This is a genomic window from Paracoccus sigandri (assembly GCF_003709565.1).
Lineage (GTDB): Bacteria > Pseudomonadota > Alphaproteobacteria > Rhodobacterales > Rhodobacteraceae > Paracoccus > Paracoccus siganidrum.
Map to the genome: position 1 here is coordinate 1 of NZ_QNRC01000052.1, position 14,753 is coordinate 14,753.

Here is a 14,753-nt window from a genome sequence, read left to right on the forward strand (position 1 = left end):
CCACCTATGTCGAGATCTACACCGGCCAGGCACCCCAAAAACGCGAAATCGCAAGGTTCAACGCAGCCGTGAACAGAAAAGCAAATCCAAAAGCCTAACAGCACCAGAACCGAGAGCCAGAGAAGGCTCTCCACCCAGCCCCCCGGACAGTGCGACGGTCCGGGCAGCGAGAACTCATGTCGCGACAGGGAAGAAGACCATGAGACGACGCCCTTTTCCCGGCACAGCCGCCCCGCCTTTTCCGGCCCGGACCGAAGCCCCCCGCGGCCGCAATGCGATGCGGACGCGATGGCGCGGCCCATCGGCGGCCCGGCAGGTCAAGACCGCATTCCAGGCATGAGAAAGCGCGCGGCACCGAAGCCGCGCCTCCCTTCCCCAGCAACAGGCGGATAGCAATTCCATGACATGGCTCACATCCTTCCCCCAGTTGAGCAACTCCTTCCTGCGGGATCTTCAGCGAAGCATCGACGACGGGTTCCGGACCTTCACCCGCAGCTACGGCGACCTGATCGAGGGCTTCTTCAGCCCGCTGCAAACCATGCTGATCTGGTTCGAGCGGCTGCTGCTGAACACCTCGTGGCTGATCATCCTGCTGGTGGTCGCCGCGCTTGCCTGGGGCGCCAGCCGCAGCCTGCGGGTGGTGATCGGATCGGTCGCGACGCTGGTGGCGATCGGGCTTTTCGGCATGTGGGAGGACACGATGCGCACCATCTCGATGGTGCTGGCCGCGACATTCCTGTCCATCGCCATCGGCCTGCCCCTGGGGATCCTGATGGCGCGCTCGGCCCGGATCCAGCGGATCATCAGCCCGGTGCTGGACATCATGCAGACCATGCCCAGCTTCGTCTACCTGATCCCGGTGGTCATGCTTCTGGGCATCGGCCGGGTGCCCGGCCTGATCGCCGTGGTGATCTATGCGATCCCGCCGATGATCCGGCTGACCAACCTGGGCATCCGCCAGGTCGACCGCGAGGTGCTGGAAGCGACCGACGCCTTCGGCTCCTCGGCCTGGCAGAAGCTGACCAAGGCGCAGCTGCCGCTGGCGCTGCCGACGATCATGGCGGGCATCAACCAGACGATCATGATGGCGCTTGCCATGGTGGTGATCGCCTCGATGATCGGCGTGCAGGGGCTGGGCCAGCCGGTGCTGCGCGCCATCTCGAACCAGTATTTCACGCTGGGGCTGTTCAACGGCTTCGCCATCGTCGGCATCGCCATCCTCTTCGACCGCATCAGCCAGGCCTGGGGCAAGCGGCTGCAGAAACACCAGGAGGCCAGCCATGACTGATCCCATCGGCATCGAGATCCGCAATCTCTACAAGATCTTCGGCTCGGACCCCGAGGCCCATGTCGAGGCCGTCCGGCGCGGCATGAGCAAGGCCGAACTGCAGCGCGACCACCAGCATGTGCTGGGCCTCAGCGACATCAACATCCAGGTCGCGCCGGGCAGCATCCAGGTGATCATGGGCCTGTCGGGCTCGGGCAAGTCGACGCTGATCCGCCATATCAACCGGCTGATCGACCCGACGGCCGGAGAGATCATCATCGAGGGCCGGAATGTCGTCGCGATGTCGCAGGCGGAGCTGCGCGAGTTCCGCCGCCACAAGACCGCGATGGTGTTCCAGAAATTCGGGCTGCTGCCGCATCGCACCGTGCTGGACAACGCGGCTTACGGCCTCGAGGTGCAGGGCATCTCGCAATCCGAACGCTACCGCACCGCGATGCGCTGGATCGAGCGGGTGGGCCTCAAGGGTTTCGAGAAAAGCTATCCCAGCCAGCTTTCCGGCGGCATGCAGCAGCGCGTCGGGCTGGCCCGCGCGCTGGCCAACGACGCCCCGATCCTCTTGATGGACGAGGCCTATTCGGCGCTGGACCCGCTGATCCGCTATGACATGCAGACGGTGCTGCTGGACCTGCAGCAGGAGGTCAGGAAAACCATCGTCTTCATCACCCACGACCTCGACGAGGCGCTGCGGATCGGCGACCGCATCGCGCTGCTGCGCGACGGCTCGGTGATCCAGCAGGGCACGGCGCAGGACATCGTGATGCGCCCGGCCGACGACTATGTCGCCAATTTCGTCCAGCATGTCGATCGCGGCAAGGTGCTGAAGGTCGGCGCGGTCATGCTGGCGCAGCACGGCTTCGACGACTTGCCCGAGGCCAGCATCGCCACTGACGCCAGCATCGCCGAAGCTCTGCAACAGATGGCCGCCAGCCGCCTGCAGGCCCTGCGCGTCGACGCTCCCGACGGGAAGCCCATCGGCGTCATCCCCTTCCAGGATGCGATCAACGCATATACCGGCAGCAGGGAAGCGACTCCATGAAGCTCGGCATCATCGGCGCAACCGGCTGGCTGGGATCGGCGCTTGGCGCGGGGCTGCTCTCGCGCGGGATCTTGCAGCCGGGCGATCTGGTGCTGTTGAACCGCAGCGGGCCGCGACCCGACTATCACGGCCATGCCGATGTGACCTGGGCGCGGGACGTGGCGGATCTCGTGGCGCAAAGCGACGTGATCGTGGTCTCGGTGCGGCCCGAGGACTGGCCGGGGCTGGACCTGCGCGCCGAGGGGCGGCTGGTCCTGTCCTTCATGGCCGGGGTGGACGCGGCCACGCTGGCCGGTTGCAGCGGCCGGATCGTGCGGGCCATGCCGAATGCCGTCGCCGAGATCGGCGCCTCCTATTCGCCCTTCTGGGCCGCCGGGGGCGTGACCGAGGCCGACCGCGACACGGTGCGCCGCCTGCTCTCGGCCATCGGCACCACCGACGAATTGCGGACCGAGACGCAGATCGACCTGATGACCGCCCTGCCCGGCTCGGGCGCCGCCTATCCGGCGCTGATGGCCGTGGCGATGGCCGGTTTCATGCGCGCGCAGGGCGTTTGCGAACCCATCGCCTGGCGCGCCGCCGAGGCTGCCGTCATCGGCGGCGCGCGGCTGCTGGAAGGCCGCATCACCGAGGCCCCCGCCCTGCTTGCCGCCTATCGCGACTATCGCGGCACCACCGCGGCGGGACTGGACGCTGCCGAGGCCGCGGGCTTTGACCGGGCCATCGAGGCGGCGCTGTCCGCAGCGACCGAGAAGGCGCGGCGCATGGCGGCGAGCCCGGCATGACGCGCCCGGCCCTCTCCTGCCTCGACGGCACGGATTACGACGTGATCGTCGTCGGCGCCGGCGCGGTCGGCTGTGCCAGCGCGCGGCAACTGGCTGGGCGCGGCTTTCGCACACTGCTGGTGGATCGCGGCGATATCGGCGCGGGCACCTCGTCGCGTTCCAGCCGGATGCTCTATTCCGGGCTCGGCTATCTCGCCGCGCGCTATCCGCTGTGGCAGATGCCCTTCCGGCCCGCCGACATGATCCGGCGGCTGCTTTATACCCGCGACGTGATGCGCTGCCGGGCGGAACTCGTCCGCGACATGCCCGGCCACCTGACGAAGCATCGCTTCCACTATCCGTTCCGCAAGGGCGACCGCTATCCGCCCTGGCTGGTCGATCTGGGCTTCCGCCTGATCGAGGCGCTGGACGGCTGGCGGGTGCCGCTGTCCTATCGCCGGCTTGCGCCCGCGCAGGCGGCGCGCGAAAGCGCCATGGCGGCGGCCCTGGGCGGCCCCCTGCGCGGCGTCGGGGTCTTCGAGGAATACATGTATGCCTGGCCCGAACGCATCTGCGTCGATACCGCGCTGGATGCCGAGCGGCGCGGCGCCACCCTCCGCACCTATGCCGAGGTGACAGCCATCGCCCGGGCGGGCGCAGACTGGCTGGTCACGCTGGACGAGCGCGCCCCCGAGGCGCAGGGCCGGGCGCAGGTCCGCGCCCGCATGGTGGTGAACGCCGCCGGTCCCTGGATCGACCGGGTGCCGGGCGGCGGGGCGGGCAAGCGGCGTGTGATCGGGGTCAAGGGCGTCAATGTCATGCTGCGCCTGCCCGAGGCGTTTCGCGGCCAGGGGCTGGAGGCCTTTTCCCGCAAGGGCGAGCCCTATTACGTCTTTCCCTGGCGCGATCTTCATTTCATCGGCCCGACCGAGACCGAAGTGACGGAAAACCCCGACGACATCCGCGTCGAGGACGGCGAGATCGACTATATCCTGGGCGAGGCGAACCACCTGTTCCCGGACCTGCGCCTGACCCGCGCGGATGTGGAACATTGCTGGTGCGGCGTGCGTCCGACCTCGACCCGCGACGGGCGGACGACCAGCCTGCCCATCGAGCTGGCCGAGGATACCGACAGGCCCGGCCTGCTGGCCGTCACCGGCTCGACCATCATGCTGCATCGCCATGCGGCGCGGAAGGTGGCGCGGGCGGTCGAGAAGCGGCTCGGCAAGCGCGGGCCAGCGCCCGAGGGCGTCATTCCCGCACCGGAAACCGCTGGCGAGGGTATCGGCCAGATGGCGGTCCGCGAGCATGTCGTGCGGCTCGCCGACCTGATCCGCCGCCGCCTGCCCGACGGACTGGAGCCCGACCTGGGCCGGGGCCGCGCCGAGGAGCTGTCGCATGTCGCCGCCGCCAGCCTCGGCTGGAGCGAGATTCGGCGCCAGCAAGAATTGCTGTATTTTCAGAAGGATACCGAAAAGACCTACCCTGCCCACGTCGCCTTTCATCTTGGCGAAAATATCCCACGGGGGGTCCGGGGGGTGTGAAACCCCCCGGCGCGTGAAGGGCGCGCGATCCTAGACCTCTCGCGGAACCAGCCAATCCGCGAACAGCCGGGCCCTGGCCGAGGCTCGGGGATGGATGGTCAGGTGGAAACCCGCCGGAGAGGGAATGCTCTCCGGCACCAGCCTGACCAGCCGGCCCTGATCCAGCAGATCGCCCAGCAACCCGTCCCAGCCCAAAACCGCGCCCACATCGTCCTGGGCCGCCTGAAGGGCGATCATGTGGTTGTTGACATGCAGGCTACGGCCCTTCGGCGCCGGATGGCCCAGGGCGGCGAACCATTCCGTCCAGCCGGTCCAGTCGTTCTCCTCGCTGCGCATGTGGATCAGCGGCGCGCTCAGCAGGTCGGCCGCGCGATGGATGCCCTGATCCCGCCGGAACCGCTCTGTGCCCAGGGCAAGGATCCGGTCGTGGAACAGCGGGCGCCATTCCTCGCCATTGTCCTGCGGAATCGCGTAGCGGATGCTGAGATCGTGCCGCCCGCCCGAGCCCGGCACGTCGCTGATGATCTGCGAGACGGTGACGCTTGGATGATCTTTCCAGAAGGCACCGATCTTGGGGGTCAGCCACAGCGCGCTGACCGCGGTCGAGGCGCGGATGGTGACATCGACCGTCTCGGGGCTTTCGCGCAATTGCCCGACGGTGTCCGAGATCGTCTCGAAGCTGCGCTGCAGAGCGACCAGCAGGAAGGCGCCCTTCTCGGTCAGTTCCACCCCGCGATGGCGGCGGATGAACAGCGCGCAGCCAAGGTCCTGCTCCAGCGCCTTGATCTGGTGGCTGACCGCGGCCGGGGTCACGTTAATCTCGTTTGCGGCTGCCTTGAAGCTCATGTTCCGGGCCGCCGCCTCGAAACAGATCAGGGCGGTCATCGAGGAAAGGTCGTAGGGCCTGCGCAACGAACATCCTCCCGGTCGCTTTCAAATTACCTGAACTAATCCAGGGTGAATTTTTATGCCATTGTCAAGATGCCGCAGCGGGTGGAATTTCAATGACAGATTCACCTTCATCCCATGGAAGCCGAGATGTCCGCCACCAACACGAATCTGCATGAACTGCTTGCCCGCCGTGTGCCCGGACACGCGCTGGAACAACCCTTCTACATCTCGCCCGAGATCTACCAGCTGGACCTCGAACATATCTTCTACCGCGAATGGCTGTTCGCCATTCCGGCCTGCCAGCTGGTCAAGCCGGGCAGCTATGCGACGCTGCGGGTCGGCGCCTACAACATCGTCATCGTCAAGGGCCGCGACGGCGAGATCCGCGCCTTCCACAATTCCTGCCGCCATCGCGGCTCGATCGTCTGCAAGGCGCGCCAGGGCCAGGTCGCGAAACTGGTCTGCCCCTATCACCAATGGACCTACGACCTGGACGGCAAGCTGCTCTGGGCCAACAGCATGGGCCCCGATTTCGATCCGACCCGGCACGGACTGCGGCCGGTGGCGCTGCGCGATCTCGACGGGCTGATCTATATCTGCCTCTCGGACAGCCCGCCGGATTTCGAGGCCTTCGCCCGCCAGGCCCAGCCCTATCTGGGCGTCCACGACCTGTCCGAGGCCAAGGTCGCCCATACCTCCTCGATCATCGAGAAGGGCAACTGGAAGCTGGTCTGGGAAAACAACCGCGAATGCTATCATTGCAGCGGCAACCACCCCGCCCTGTGCCGGTCCTTCCCGCTGGACCCGGAAGTCGCGGGCGTCTCGGCCGATGGCTCGATCTCGGACCGCCTGCAGGCGCATTTCGACGCCTGTGCCGCCGCGGGCGCGCCCGCGCAGTTCGTGCTGGGGGGCGACGGCCAGTATCGCCTGGCGCGGATGCCGCTGCAGGAAACCGCGGTCAGCTACACGATGGACGGCAAACCGGCGGTCGCGCGCCAGCTGGGGCGCGTCGCCAAGCCTGACGCCGGCGCGCTGCTGGCCTTCCACTATCCCTCGACCTGGAACCATTTCCTGCCCGATCACTCGCTGACCTTCCGCGTCACGCCGATCAGCCCGACCGAGACCGAGGTGACCACCACCTGGCTGGTCCACAAGGATGCGGTCGAGGGCGTGGATTACGACCTTCAGCGCCTGACCGAGGTCTGGATCGCCACCAATGACGAGGATCGCGAGATCGTCGAAACCAACCAGGAGGGCATCTTCTCGCCCGCCTATATCCCCGGCCCCTACTCGCCCGACTGGGAAAGCGGCGTGACCCAGTTCATCGACTGGTATGCCGACCGGATGGAACGGGCGGTCGCCCCCGGCCGCATGGCGGCAGAGTGACGATGAATGTCCTGACCAAGCCGGCGCTGGCCTTCTGGACGGATGCCGAGGAACTGGAATGCGCCTCCTACCTGCAGGAGGCGCCGAATGTCATGACCTTCTGCTTTCGCAGCCCGTCCGGCGCGCTGTTCAGCTTCGAGCCGGGGCAGTTCCTGACCCTGGAGCTGCCCCTGCCCGGCGGGCCGCTGCACCGCACCTATACGATCTCGTCCTCGCCCTCGCGGCCGACCTCGCTGACGGTGACGGTCAAGGCGCAGAAGGATTCCGTCGGTACGCGCTGGATGTTCGACCACCTGCGGCCCGGCATGCGGATCAGGGCCAGGGGACCGGCGGGCAGGTTCTCGGTGATGCGGGATCCGGCCGAGAAATACCTGTTCATCTCGGCCGGCTCGGGCATCACGCCGATGATGTCGATGACGACCTGCCTTTACGATTCGGGCCGCGACCCGGATATCGTCTTCGTTAACTGCGCCCGCCGCCCCTCCGAGATCATCTTCCGCGAGGGGCTAGAATACATGGCCACCCGCACCCCCGGCATCCATCTGAAATGGATCGTCGAGGAACCCGATCCCCTCCGCCCCTGGACCGGCTTTCGCGGCATGTTCAACCAGCTGATGCTGGGGCTGATCGCGCCCGACTACCTGGAACGCGACGTCTATTGCTGCGGCCCCGAGCCCTTCATGCAGGCGGTGCGCGACATCCTGCACGGGCTGGGCTACGACATGGCCCGCTATCACCAGGAAAGCTTCGGCGGCCCGCCGGCCGAGGCCGAGACGGTGCCCGAGGACGTGGTGCCGCAGGAGGATGCCCAGGCGGAGATCACCTTCGCAAGCTCGGGCAAGACCGCGCGCTGCACCGAAACCGACACGATCCTGGCCACCGCCCGCGCCGCCGGCATCCCGATCCCCTCGGGCTGCGGCATGGGCATCTGCGGGACCTGCCAGGTGCAGAAACTCTCGGGCCAGGTCCACATGGTCCATAATGGCGGCATCACCGACGAGGATGTCGAGGCGGGCTATATCCTGGCCTGCTGCTCGCGACCCATCGGGAATGTTTCGATCGACCTCTAGGGGGGGAGCGGCCTTCGGCCGCCGGGGGTTTCACACCCGTCGCCGGCTGGTTCTCGAACCAGTGGCGTCCCAGCCGGCAACCCCCCGTGGGATATTTGAGCCAAGATGAAAGGAGGGGCGGCCAATCGAGAGACAGGGTAAGAGAGTTTCCGGAATACATGTGTATGTGCTGGACCTGCCGGCCAGGGACTCTGCGAGGGGGTCGGCAATGAAGGTGACGCGCCTGGGCGGCTGGCAACCCGTGACGACCTTCCGCGATATCTGCAAGGCGCGCGCCCGGCCCCATATCTCGCGGAACGACGACGACGAGAGAAGCGGCCTCGACGAAAGCCTGTTCGGTCCGCCGGTGGCATCATTTCCCCAACGCAGTTTCACTTGAAGGAGGAGCAAGTCAGATGAGCAGCAACAGAGGTGTGGTCTATATCGGCCCCGGCAAGGTCGAGGTCCAGAACATCGCCGACCCGAAGCTCGAGGCGCCGGACGGGCGCAGGATCGAGCATGGGGTGATCCTGAAGGTCGTCTCGACCAATATCTGCGGCTCGGACCAGCATATGGTGCGCGGCCGCACCACCGCCGAGCCGGGGCTGATCCTGGGCCACGAGATCACCGGCGAGGTGATCGAGAAGGGGTCGGATGTCGAGATACTGGAGATCGGCGACATCGTCTCGGTGCCCTTCAACGTCGCCTGCGGCCGCTGCCGCTGCTGCCGCGAGGGCGATACCGGGGTCTGCCTGACGGTGAACCCGTCTCGCGCGGGCGGGGCCTATGGCTATGTCGACATGGGCGGCTGGATCGGCGGGCAGGCGCGCTATGTCATGGTGCCCTATGCCGATTTCAACCTGCTGAAATTCCCCGACCGCGACCGCGCCATGTCGAAGATCCGCGACCTGACCATGCTGTCCGACATCCTGCCCACCGGGTTTCACGGCGCCTGGAAGGCGGGCGTCGGCGTCGGCTCGGTGGTCTATGTCGCGGGCGCGGGTCCCGTGGGGCTTGCGGCGGCGGCCTCGGCCCGTATCCTCGGCGCGGCGGTGGTGATGGTCGGCGATTTCAACAAGGAGCGGCTGGAACACGCCCGCAAGGTCGGTTTCGAGCCGGTGGACCTGTCGAAAGGCGACAACCTGCCCGAGATGATCGCCGAAATCACCGGCAGTCCCGAAGTCGATGCCGCCATCGATGCGGTGGGCTTCGAGGCGCGCGGCCATTCCGGCGGCGAGCAGCCCGCCATCGTGCTGAACCAGATGATGCAGATCACCCGAGCCGCCGGCTCGGTCGGCATCCCCGGCCTCTACGTCACCGAGGATCCGGGCGCGGTCGATGACGCGGCCAGGCATGGCAGCCTGTCCATGCGCTTCGGCCTGGGCTGGGCCAAGGCGCAGAGCTTCCACACCGGCCAGACCCCGGTGCTGAAATACAACCGCCAGCTGATGCAGGCGATCCTGCACGACCGCCTGCCCATCGCCGATATCGTCAATGCCACGATCATCCCGCTGGACGAGGCGGTGCAGGGCTACGAGAGCTTCGACCAGGGCGTGGCGAAGAAATTCGTCCTCGACCCGCATGGGATGCTGGCCGCCTGAGCCCGCGGGACGACATCGCAAGGGGATCGGCCGGGGATTGCGGCCGATCCCCCCTGCTGACTGCCGGGCCGGGGAATGCCCCGGCTTTGGCAGCTAAAGCCCGATCGCCTTGTAGGCCTGGGCGACCTCGTCGATGGCCAGCACATAGGCGGCGGTGCGCAGGTCCGGATAGCTGCCGTCGGGGCGGTTCCACAGCGCGCTCATCCGGCGATAGGCGGCGCGCATGATGTCGTCGAGGCCCGAGCGGACCAGCGCGATCTCGCTGCGCGCCTCCAGGAAGCGGGCATGTTCGCGGGGAAAGTCCCGGCCGGTCATCTGCTCCAGCGAACGGGCCAGCAGCCGATGCTCGTCCTCCTCCAGCCGCCGCTCCATCAGGCCGAAGGGGATGTGGCTGAGGTTCTTCACCCATTCGAAATAGGACACCACCACGCCCCCGGCATTGGCGAAGAGGTCGGGCAGGATGATCTTGCCGGCCTGGCGCAGGATGGTGTCGGCTGCCTTGGTCGTGGGACCGTTGGCGGCCTCGACGATCAGCGCGGCCTTGATGGCGGCGGCATTTTCGGCGGTGATGGCGCCTTCGGCCGCGGCGGGGATCAGGATGTCGCAATCATCGGCCAGCGCACCCATGTCGGGCGGGCTGACCGCGCCGCCGGCAAAGCCCTCGACCGAGCCGGTCTGGACCAGATGCGCCTTCAGCGCGTCGATGTCGAGGCCGTCGGGGTTGCGCACCACGCCCGTGCGCTCGATCACCGTGACGATGCGGAGGCCATCCTCCTGCGACAGGAACTTGGCGGCGTGGAAGCCCACATTGCCAAGGCCCTGCACCACGCAGGCCAGGCCGGTCAGGCTCTCGGACCGGAACCCGGCGCGGGCGCGGTCGGCGGGATGGCGGAAGAATTCGCGGATCGCGTATTGCACGCCGCGGCCAGTGGCCTCGGTGCGCCCCTCGATGCCGCCGCCGCCGACCGGCTTGCCGGTGACACACCCCAGCGCGTTGATGTCCTGCGGGCGGGCGCGGCGGTATTCGTCGGCGATCCACATCATGTTCAGCTCGCCCGTGCCCATGTCCGGCGCCGGCACGTTGCTGGCCGAGCTGAGGAATTCATGCGCCATCAGCTCCTGCGCGAAGCGGCGGGTGATCTTTTCCAGCTCGGTCTCGGTCCAGTCGGCGGGGTCGATCTTCAACGCCCCCTTGGATCCGCCGAAGGGCAGCCGCACCAGCGCGCATTTGTAGGTCATCAGCGCGGCCAGCGCCTCGACCTCGTCCTGGTCGGCATTGGGGGTGAAGCGGATGCCGCCCTTGGCCGGGCGGCTATGCGTGGAATGCACGGCCCGCCAGCCGGTGAAGGTATGCATCCGCCCGCGCAGCCGCACGCCGAAGCGGGTGACATAGGTCGCGTTGCAGACCTTGATCTTCTCGGCCAGCCCCTCGGGCAGGTCGCAGCGCGAGGCCGCGACGTCGAACATCTCGTTGACGTCTTCAAGGAATGACTGATTGCTCATGGAACGCCTCCTCCGGGCACTCTTCAAGTAGGGCAGACCCGTTCGGATCCCCTGCGGATATTTCCGCCCGCTCACCCTGCCATCAGGGTTGTGTTCCCGCCCGCTGCGGTTGTGTCGACGCAGAGGTGGCGCTCATGGGCGATATGGGCGAGGTCGGGCGTGGCGGTGATCAGCGGCACGATCTCGCCGTCGCGGGCGGCCAGGGCCTGCGCGTAGTCGCGGCCCTGCGCCGCGTCGCCCCACCACAGCACCGCCGAGAGCTGCGGCAGCCGGGTCAGGGCCTCGGGCGGCAGGGTGCCCTCGGCCGCGACGGCCTGGCCGCCGAGCGCCTCGACCGCCGCGACCTGGGCGACGGCCGCCGCGGCGCCGGGGCCGAGGCAGAGCACCGGCGGGCGCCTATGCGCCGTCAGGCGGTTCAGCTCTCCGGTCGGGCCGGGCATCAGGCGCTCGTCGATCTTCTTCGGCGTTGCACTGGCCAGCGCGCCGCGCAGCCGCGCCTCGTCGGCCGGGCCCTGCCAGGTGCCGGGCGCGGCCGGGGGCGCGGCGGGCGCGAAGAAGCGCGGCACGTAGCGCGGCCCGCCGGCCTTGGGGCCGGTGCCGGACAGACCCTCGCCGCCGAAGGGTTGCGACCCCACCACCGCGCCGATCTGGTTGCGGTTGACGTAGATATTGCCGGCATGGATCGCGTCCGAGACCTCTTGCACGCGACTGTCGATCCGGGTGTGCAGCCCGAAGGTCAGGCCGAAGCCGCGGGCGTTGATCTCGGCGATCACCTGGTCCAGCTGGTCGCCGCGGAAGGTCGCGACATGCAGGACCGGGCCGAAGATCTCGCGCTCCAGATCCGCGATGCCCGAGACCTTCAGCAGCGTGGGCGGGATGAAGAAGCCCCGCGACGGCGCGGCCAGCCTGTGCAGCAGGCGGTGGGTGTTGGCGGCGATGTAATCGGCGATCTCGCGCTGCGCGCCGGGGTCGATGACCGGGCCGACATCGGTGGCCAGATCCCAGGGATCGCCCAGGCGCAGCTCGTCCATGGCGCCCTTGATCATCTGGATCAGATGCGGCGCGATGTCCTCCTGCACATAGAGGCAGCGCAGCGCCGAACAGCGCTGGCCGGCCGAGCGGAAGGCCGAATTCACGATATCGCGCACCGCCTGTTCCGGCAGCGCGGTGGAATCGACCACCATCGCGTTCAGCCCGCCGGTCTCGGCGATCAGCGGCGTGCCGGGCGCCAGATGCGCGGCCATGGTCCGGGCGATGGTCCGGGCGGTCCCGGTCGAGCCGGTGAAGACCAGCCCGGCGACGCGGGGATCCGAGCTCAGCGCCGTGCCGACCACGCGGCCGGCGCCGGGCAGCAGCTGCAGCGCGGCTTTCGGAACGCCCGCTTGATGCAGCAGGCCGATGGCCTGGGCGGCGATCACCGGCGTCGCCTCGGCGGGCTTGGCGATCACCGCATTGCCCCCCATCAGCGCCGCCGCGATCTGGCCGGTGAAGATCGCCAGCGGGAAGTTCCAGGGGCTGATCGCGCCGAGGATGCCGCGCGGGGCGCCGTCATGCGCCTCGCCCTCGGCGGCGTAATAGCGCAGGAAGTCCACCGCCTCGCGCAGTTCCGCCACCGCGTCGGGCAGCGCCTTGCCGGCCTCGCGCGCCAGGATGGCGAAGATCGGGCCATAATGGTCCTCGTAGAGATCGGCCGCGCGGCGCAGCACCGCCGCGCGTTCGGCGGCCGGGGCGTCCCAGATCCGCGCGTCCTCGATGGCGCGGGCGGCACTCGCGGCATCGGCCATCAGCACCTCGGCGATCTTCTCGCCGGTCGCCGGGTTCAGCACGTCCTGCCGCTGGCCGGTGGGTTCCGAGACGGTCAGCGGCAGCGCATCCGGGATCGCCCCCTCGCGGGCGGCATGGATGCGGGCCAGGGTCTCCTCGTCGCTCAGATCGAACCCGGTCGAGTTCCGCCGCGAGGCGCCGAACAGCGCATCCGGCGCGACCAGGCCCGAGGGCGGCTTCGCGGTCTCCAGCGCCTCGAAGGGATCGCGGGCGACCTCTTCGGGGCTGACGCTTTCATCGACGATCTGGTGCACGAAGCTGCTGTTCGCGCCGTTCTCCAGCAGCCGCCGAACCAGATAGGCCAAGAGGTCGCGATGCGCCCCGACCGGCGCATAGATGCGGCAGCGGCCTTTCGTGTCGTGCAGGACGATGTCGTGCAGACGCTCGCCCATGCCGTGCAGGCGCTGGAATTCGAAGCGGGTCTCGCCCGCCATCTCCAGGATCGCCGCGACGGTCTGGGCGTTATGGGTGGCGAATTGCGGATAGATCCGGTCACTGTGGCCGATCAGCTTGCGGGCATGGGCGATATAGCTGACATCGGTCGCGACCTTGCTGGTGAACAGCGGAAAGCCCGGAAAGCCCTCGACCTGCGCCCGCTTGATCTCGGTATCCCAATAGGCGCCCTTGACCAGCCGCACCATGATCCGGCGGTCCAGCCGCGTGGCAGTTTCGTAAAGCCAATCGATCACCTGCCCGGCGCGCTTGCCATAGGCCTGCACCACCACCCCGAACCCGTCCCAGCCGGCCAGCGAGGGGTCCGCCAGCACCGCCTCGATCACCTTGAGCGAGATCACCAGCCGGTCCTGCTCCTCGGCATCGATGTTCATGCCCATGCCGGCGGCCTTGGCCTGCCGCGCCAGCTTCAGCACCACCGGCACCAGCTCCGCCATGACCCGGCCCTCCTGCGCCACCTCGTAGCGCGGATGCAGCGCGGAAAGCTTGATCGAGATGCCGGGATTGTCCTCGACCGAGCCCCTGGTGCAGGCCTTGGCGATCGCCGCGATGGCATCGGAATAGGCGCGGTCGTAGCGCGCCGCATCCGCCCCGGTCATCGCCGCCTCGCCCAGCATGTCGTAGCTGTAGGTGAAGCCCTGCGCCTCGCGTTTCGCGGCGCGTTCCAGCGCGGCTTCGATGGTCTGGCCCAGCACGAATTGCCGGCCCATCTCCTTCATCGCCCGGCCGACGGCGGTGCGGATCACCGGCTCGCCCAGCCGCCGCACGGCGCGGCGCAAGGTGCCGGCGATGCCGGCCTGGTCGTCGTCCAGCACCTTGCCGGTCAGCATCAAGGCCCAGGTCGAGGCATTGACCAGGCTGGACGAGGCCTCGCCCAGGTGCCGGCCCCAGTCCGAGGGCGCGATCTTGTCCTCGATCAGCGCGTCGATGGTCATGCGGTCGGGCACCCGCAGCATCGCCTCGGCCAGGCACATCAGCGCCACGCCCTCGCGCGTGGACAGCCCGTATTCTGCCAGGAAATGCTCCATCATCGAGGGCTTGGCCTCGGCGCGGATCCGGCGCACCAGGCCCGCGGCGCGGGCAGCGATCGCGGCGCGCGCCGCCCCGTCCAGCCCGGCCTGCGCGACCAGCCCGGCCAGAAGCGCCGCTTCATCGGCGAATTTCGCCTGCGTGGAAAAGGGGGCGGGGTTGACAGGGGCCATGCCGATCTCCTTACTCGATGCGGCAGGTCTAGCAAATGTTTCCCAGGCGATGTGCCTGAAGATGGGCCGGATGCCAGGCGGAAGGAACAAAAACAGGGCGATTTACAGGATGAAGCCGGAACTGGACGCGCAGGACCGCAGGATCCTGGCCGAACTGACCGAAAACGCCCGAATCCCGATCGCCGAGCTGGCCCGGCGGGTCGGGCTGTCGA

At 68.1% G+C, this 14,753-nt stretch carries 12 protein-coding genes; 9 read left to right on the forward strand and 3 right to left on the reverse strand.

Annotated features, from left to right (window positions below; translation table 11 throughout):
• Nucleotides 1-400: 400 nt before the first annotated feature.
• Genes C9E82_RS22400 through C9E82_RS22415 form a run of 4 tightly spaced genes read left to right on the forward strand, consistent with a single transcriptional unit; the run spans nt 401 to nt 4,632 of the window.
• Entirely contained in the window at nt 401-1,288 is an 888-nt protein-coding gene (locus C9E82_RS22400) for an ABC transporter permease (RefSeq protein ID WP_119901120.1), read from the forward strand.
• Complete coding sequence (locus C9E82_RS22405; protein WP_119901119.1) at nt 1,281-2,324, forward strand: quaternary amine ABC transporter ATP-binding protein; 1,044 nt, start codon at nt 1,281-1,283, stop codon at nt 2,322-2,324. Before C9E82_RS22400 ends, C9E82_RS22405 begins: the two co-directional genes overlap by 8 nt.
• The gene (locus C9E82_RS22410) at nt 2,321-3,109 is read left to right on the forward strand and encodes a pyrroline-5-carboxylate reductase family protein (protein WP_119901118.1); all 789 of its coding nucleotides are present in this window, start codon (nt 2,321-2,323) and stop codon (nt 3,107-3,109) included. The genes C9E82_RS22405 and C9E82_RS22410 overlap by 4 nt, the downstream gene beginning before the upstream one ends.
• A complete protein-coding gene (locus tag C9E82_RS22415) occupies nt 3,106-4,632 on the forward strand; it encodes an FAD-dependent oxidoreductase (protein WP_119901117.1) in 1,527 nt (508 codons plus the stop codon). Before C9E82_RS22410 ends, C9E82_RS22415 begins: the two co-directional genes overlap by 4 nt.
• Nucleotides 4,633-4,662: 30 nt before the next feature.
• Here C9E82_RS22415 and C9E82_RS22420 read toward each other — a convergent pair whose 3' ends face one another.
• A complete protein-coding gene (locus tag C9E82_RS22420) occupies nt 4,663-5,544 on the reverse strand; it encodes a LysR family transcriptional regulator (RefSeq protein WP_119898516.1) in 882 nt (293 codons plus the stop codon).
• Nucleotides 5,545-5,670: 126 nt separating this feature from the next.
• Here C9E82_RS22420 and C9E82_RS22425 point away from each other — a divergent pair, with 126 nt between their 5' ends.
• The 4 genes from C9E82_RS22425 (at nt 5,671) to fdhA (ending at nt 9,559) form a co-directional block, all read left to right on the forward strand.
• Nucleotides 5,671-6,909 carry an aromatic ring-hydroxylating oxygenase subunit alpha gene (locus C9E82_RS22425; protein ID WP_119898518.1) on the forward strand — a complete coding sequence of 413 codons (1,239 nt, stop codon included), beginning with the start codon at nt 5,671-5,673 and terminating at the stop codon, nt 6,907-6,909.
• 2 nt (nt 6,910-6,911) lie between these two features.
• A complete protein-coding gene (locus tag C9E82_RS22430) occupies nt 6,912-7,979 on the forward strand; it encodes an FAD-binding oxidoreductase (protein WP_119898515.1) in 1,068 nt (355 codons plus the stop codon).
• A 208-nt stretch (nt 7,980-8,187) separates the two neighbouring features.
• Entirely contained in the window at nt 8,188-8,358 is a 171-nt protein-coding gene (locus C9E82_RS24685) for a hypothetical protein (RefSeq protein ID WP_170162090.1), read from the forward strand.
• Nucleotides 8,359-8,374: 16 nt separating this feature from the next.
• Nucleotides 8,375-9,559 carry a formaldehyde dehydrogenase, glutathione-independent gene (fdhA, locus tag C9E82_RS22435; protein WP_119898514.1) on the forward strand — a complete coding sequence of 395 codons (1,185 nt, stop codon included), beginning with the start codon at nt 8,375-8,377 and terminating at the stop codon, nt 9,557-9,559.
• Nucleotides 9,560-9,652: 93 nt separating this feature from the next.
• Here the strand turns inward: fdhA and C9E82_RS22440 are convergent, their stop codons facing one another.
• Both C9E82_RS22440 and putA read right to left on the reverse strand, forming a co-directional pair.
• The gene (locus C9E82_RS22440) at nt 9,653-11,062 is read right to left on the reverse strand and encodes a Glu/Leu/Phe/Val family dehydrogenase (protein WP_119898513.1); all 1,410 of its coding nucleotides are present in this window, start codon (nt 11,060-11,062) and stop codon (nt 9,653-9,655) included.
• Nucleotides 11,063-11,133: 71 nt separating this feature from the next.
• Complete coding sequence (gene putA, locus C9E82_RS22445; RefSeq protein WP_119898512.1) at nt 11,134-14,541, reverse strand: bifunctional proline dehydrogenase/L-glutamate gamma-semialdehyde dehydrogenase PutA; 3,408 nt, start codon at nt 14,539-14,541, stop codon at nt 11,134-11,136.
• Between the two features lie 109 nt (nt 14,542-14,650).
• Between putA and C9E82_RS22450 the strand changes: the two genes are divergently transcribed.
• On the forward strand, nt 14,651-14,753 hold a 103-nt coding region (locus C9E82_RS22450; protein WP_122449399.1), incomplete at its 3' end, for an AsnC family transcriptional regulator.

Bases quoted from the DNA above. Each gene is read 5' to 3' on its own strand.
- C9E82_RS24685 (WP_170162090.1), top strand. From the start codon at position 8,188: ATGAAGGTGACGCGCCTGGGCGGCTGGCAACCCGTGACGACCTTCCGC.
- C9E82_RS22400 (WP_119901120.1), top strand. From the start codon at position 401: ATGACATGGCTCACATCCTTCCCCCAGTTGAGCAACTCCTTCCTGCGG.
- C9E82_RS22425 (WP_119898518.1), top strand. From the start codon at position 5,671: ATGTCCGCCACCAACACGAATCTGCATGAACTGCTTGCCCGCCGTGTG.
- C9E82_RS22415 (WP_119901117.1), top strand. From the start codon at position 3,106: ATGACGCGCCCGGCCCTCTCCTGCCTCGACGGCACGGATTACGACGTG.
- C9E82_RS22405 (WP_119901119.1), top strand. From the start codon at position 1,281: ATGACTGATCCCATCGGCATCGAGATCCGCAATCTCTACAAGATCTTC.
- C9E82_RS22440 (WP_119898513.1), bottom strand. From the start codon at position 11,062: ATGAGCAATCAGTCATTCCTTGAAGACGTCAACGAGATGTTCGACGTC.
- putA (WP_119898512.1), bottom strand. From the start codon at position 14,541: ATGGCCCCTGTCAACCCCGCCCCCTTTTCCACGCAGGCGAAATTCGCC.
- C9E82_RS22430 (WP_119898515.1), top strand. From the start codon at position 6,912: ATGAATGTCCTGACCAAGCCGGCGCTGGCCTTCTGGACGGATGCCGAG.
- fdhA (WP_119898514.1), top strand. From the start codon at position 8,375: ATGAGCAGCAACAGAGGTGTGGTCTATATCGGCCCCGGCAAGGTCGAG.
- C9E82_RS22410 (WP_119901118.1), top strand. From the start codon at position 2,321: ATGAAGCTCGGCATCATCGGCGCAACCGGCTGGCTGGGATCGGCGCTT.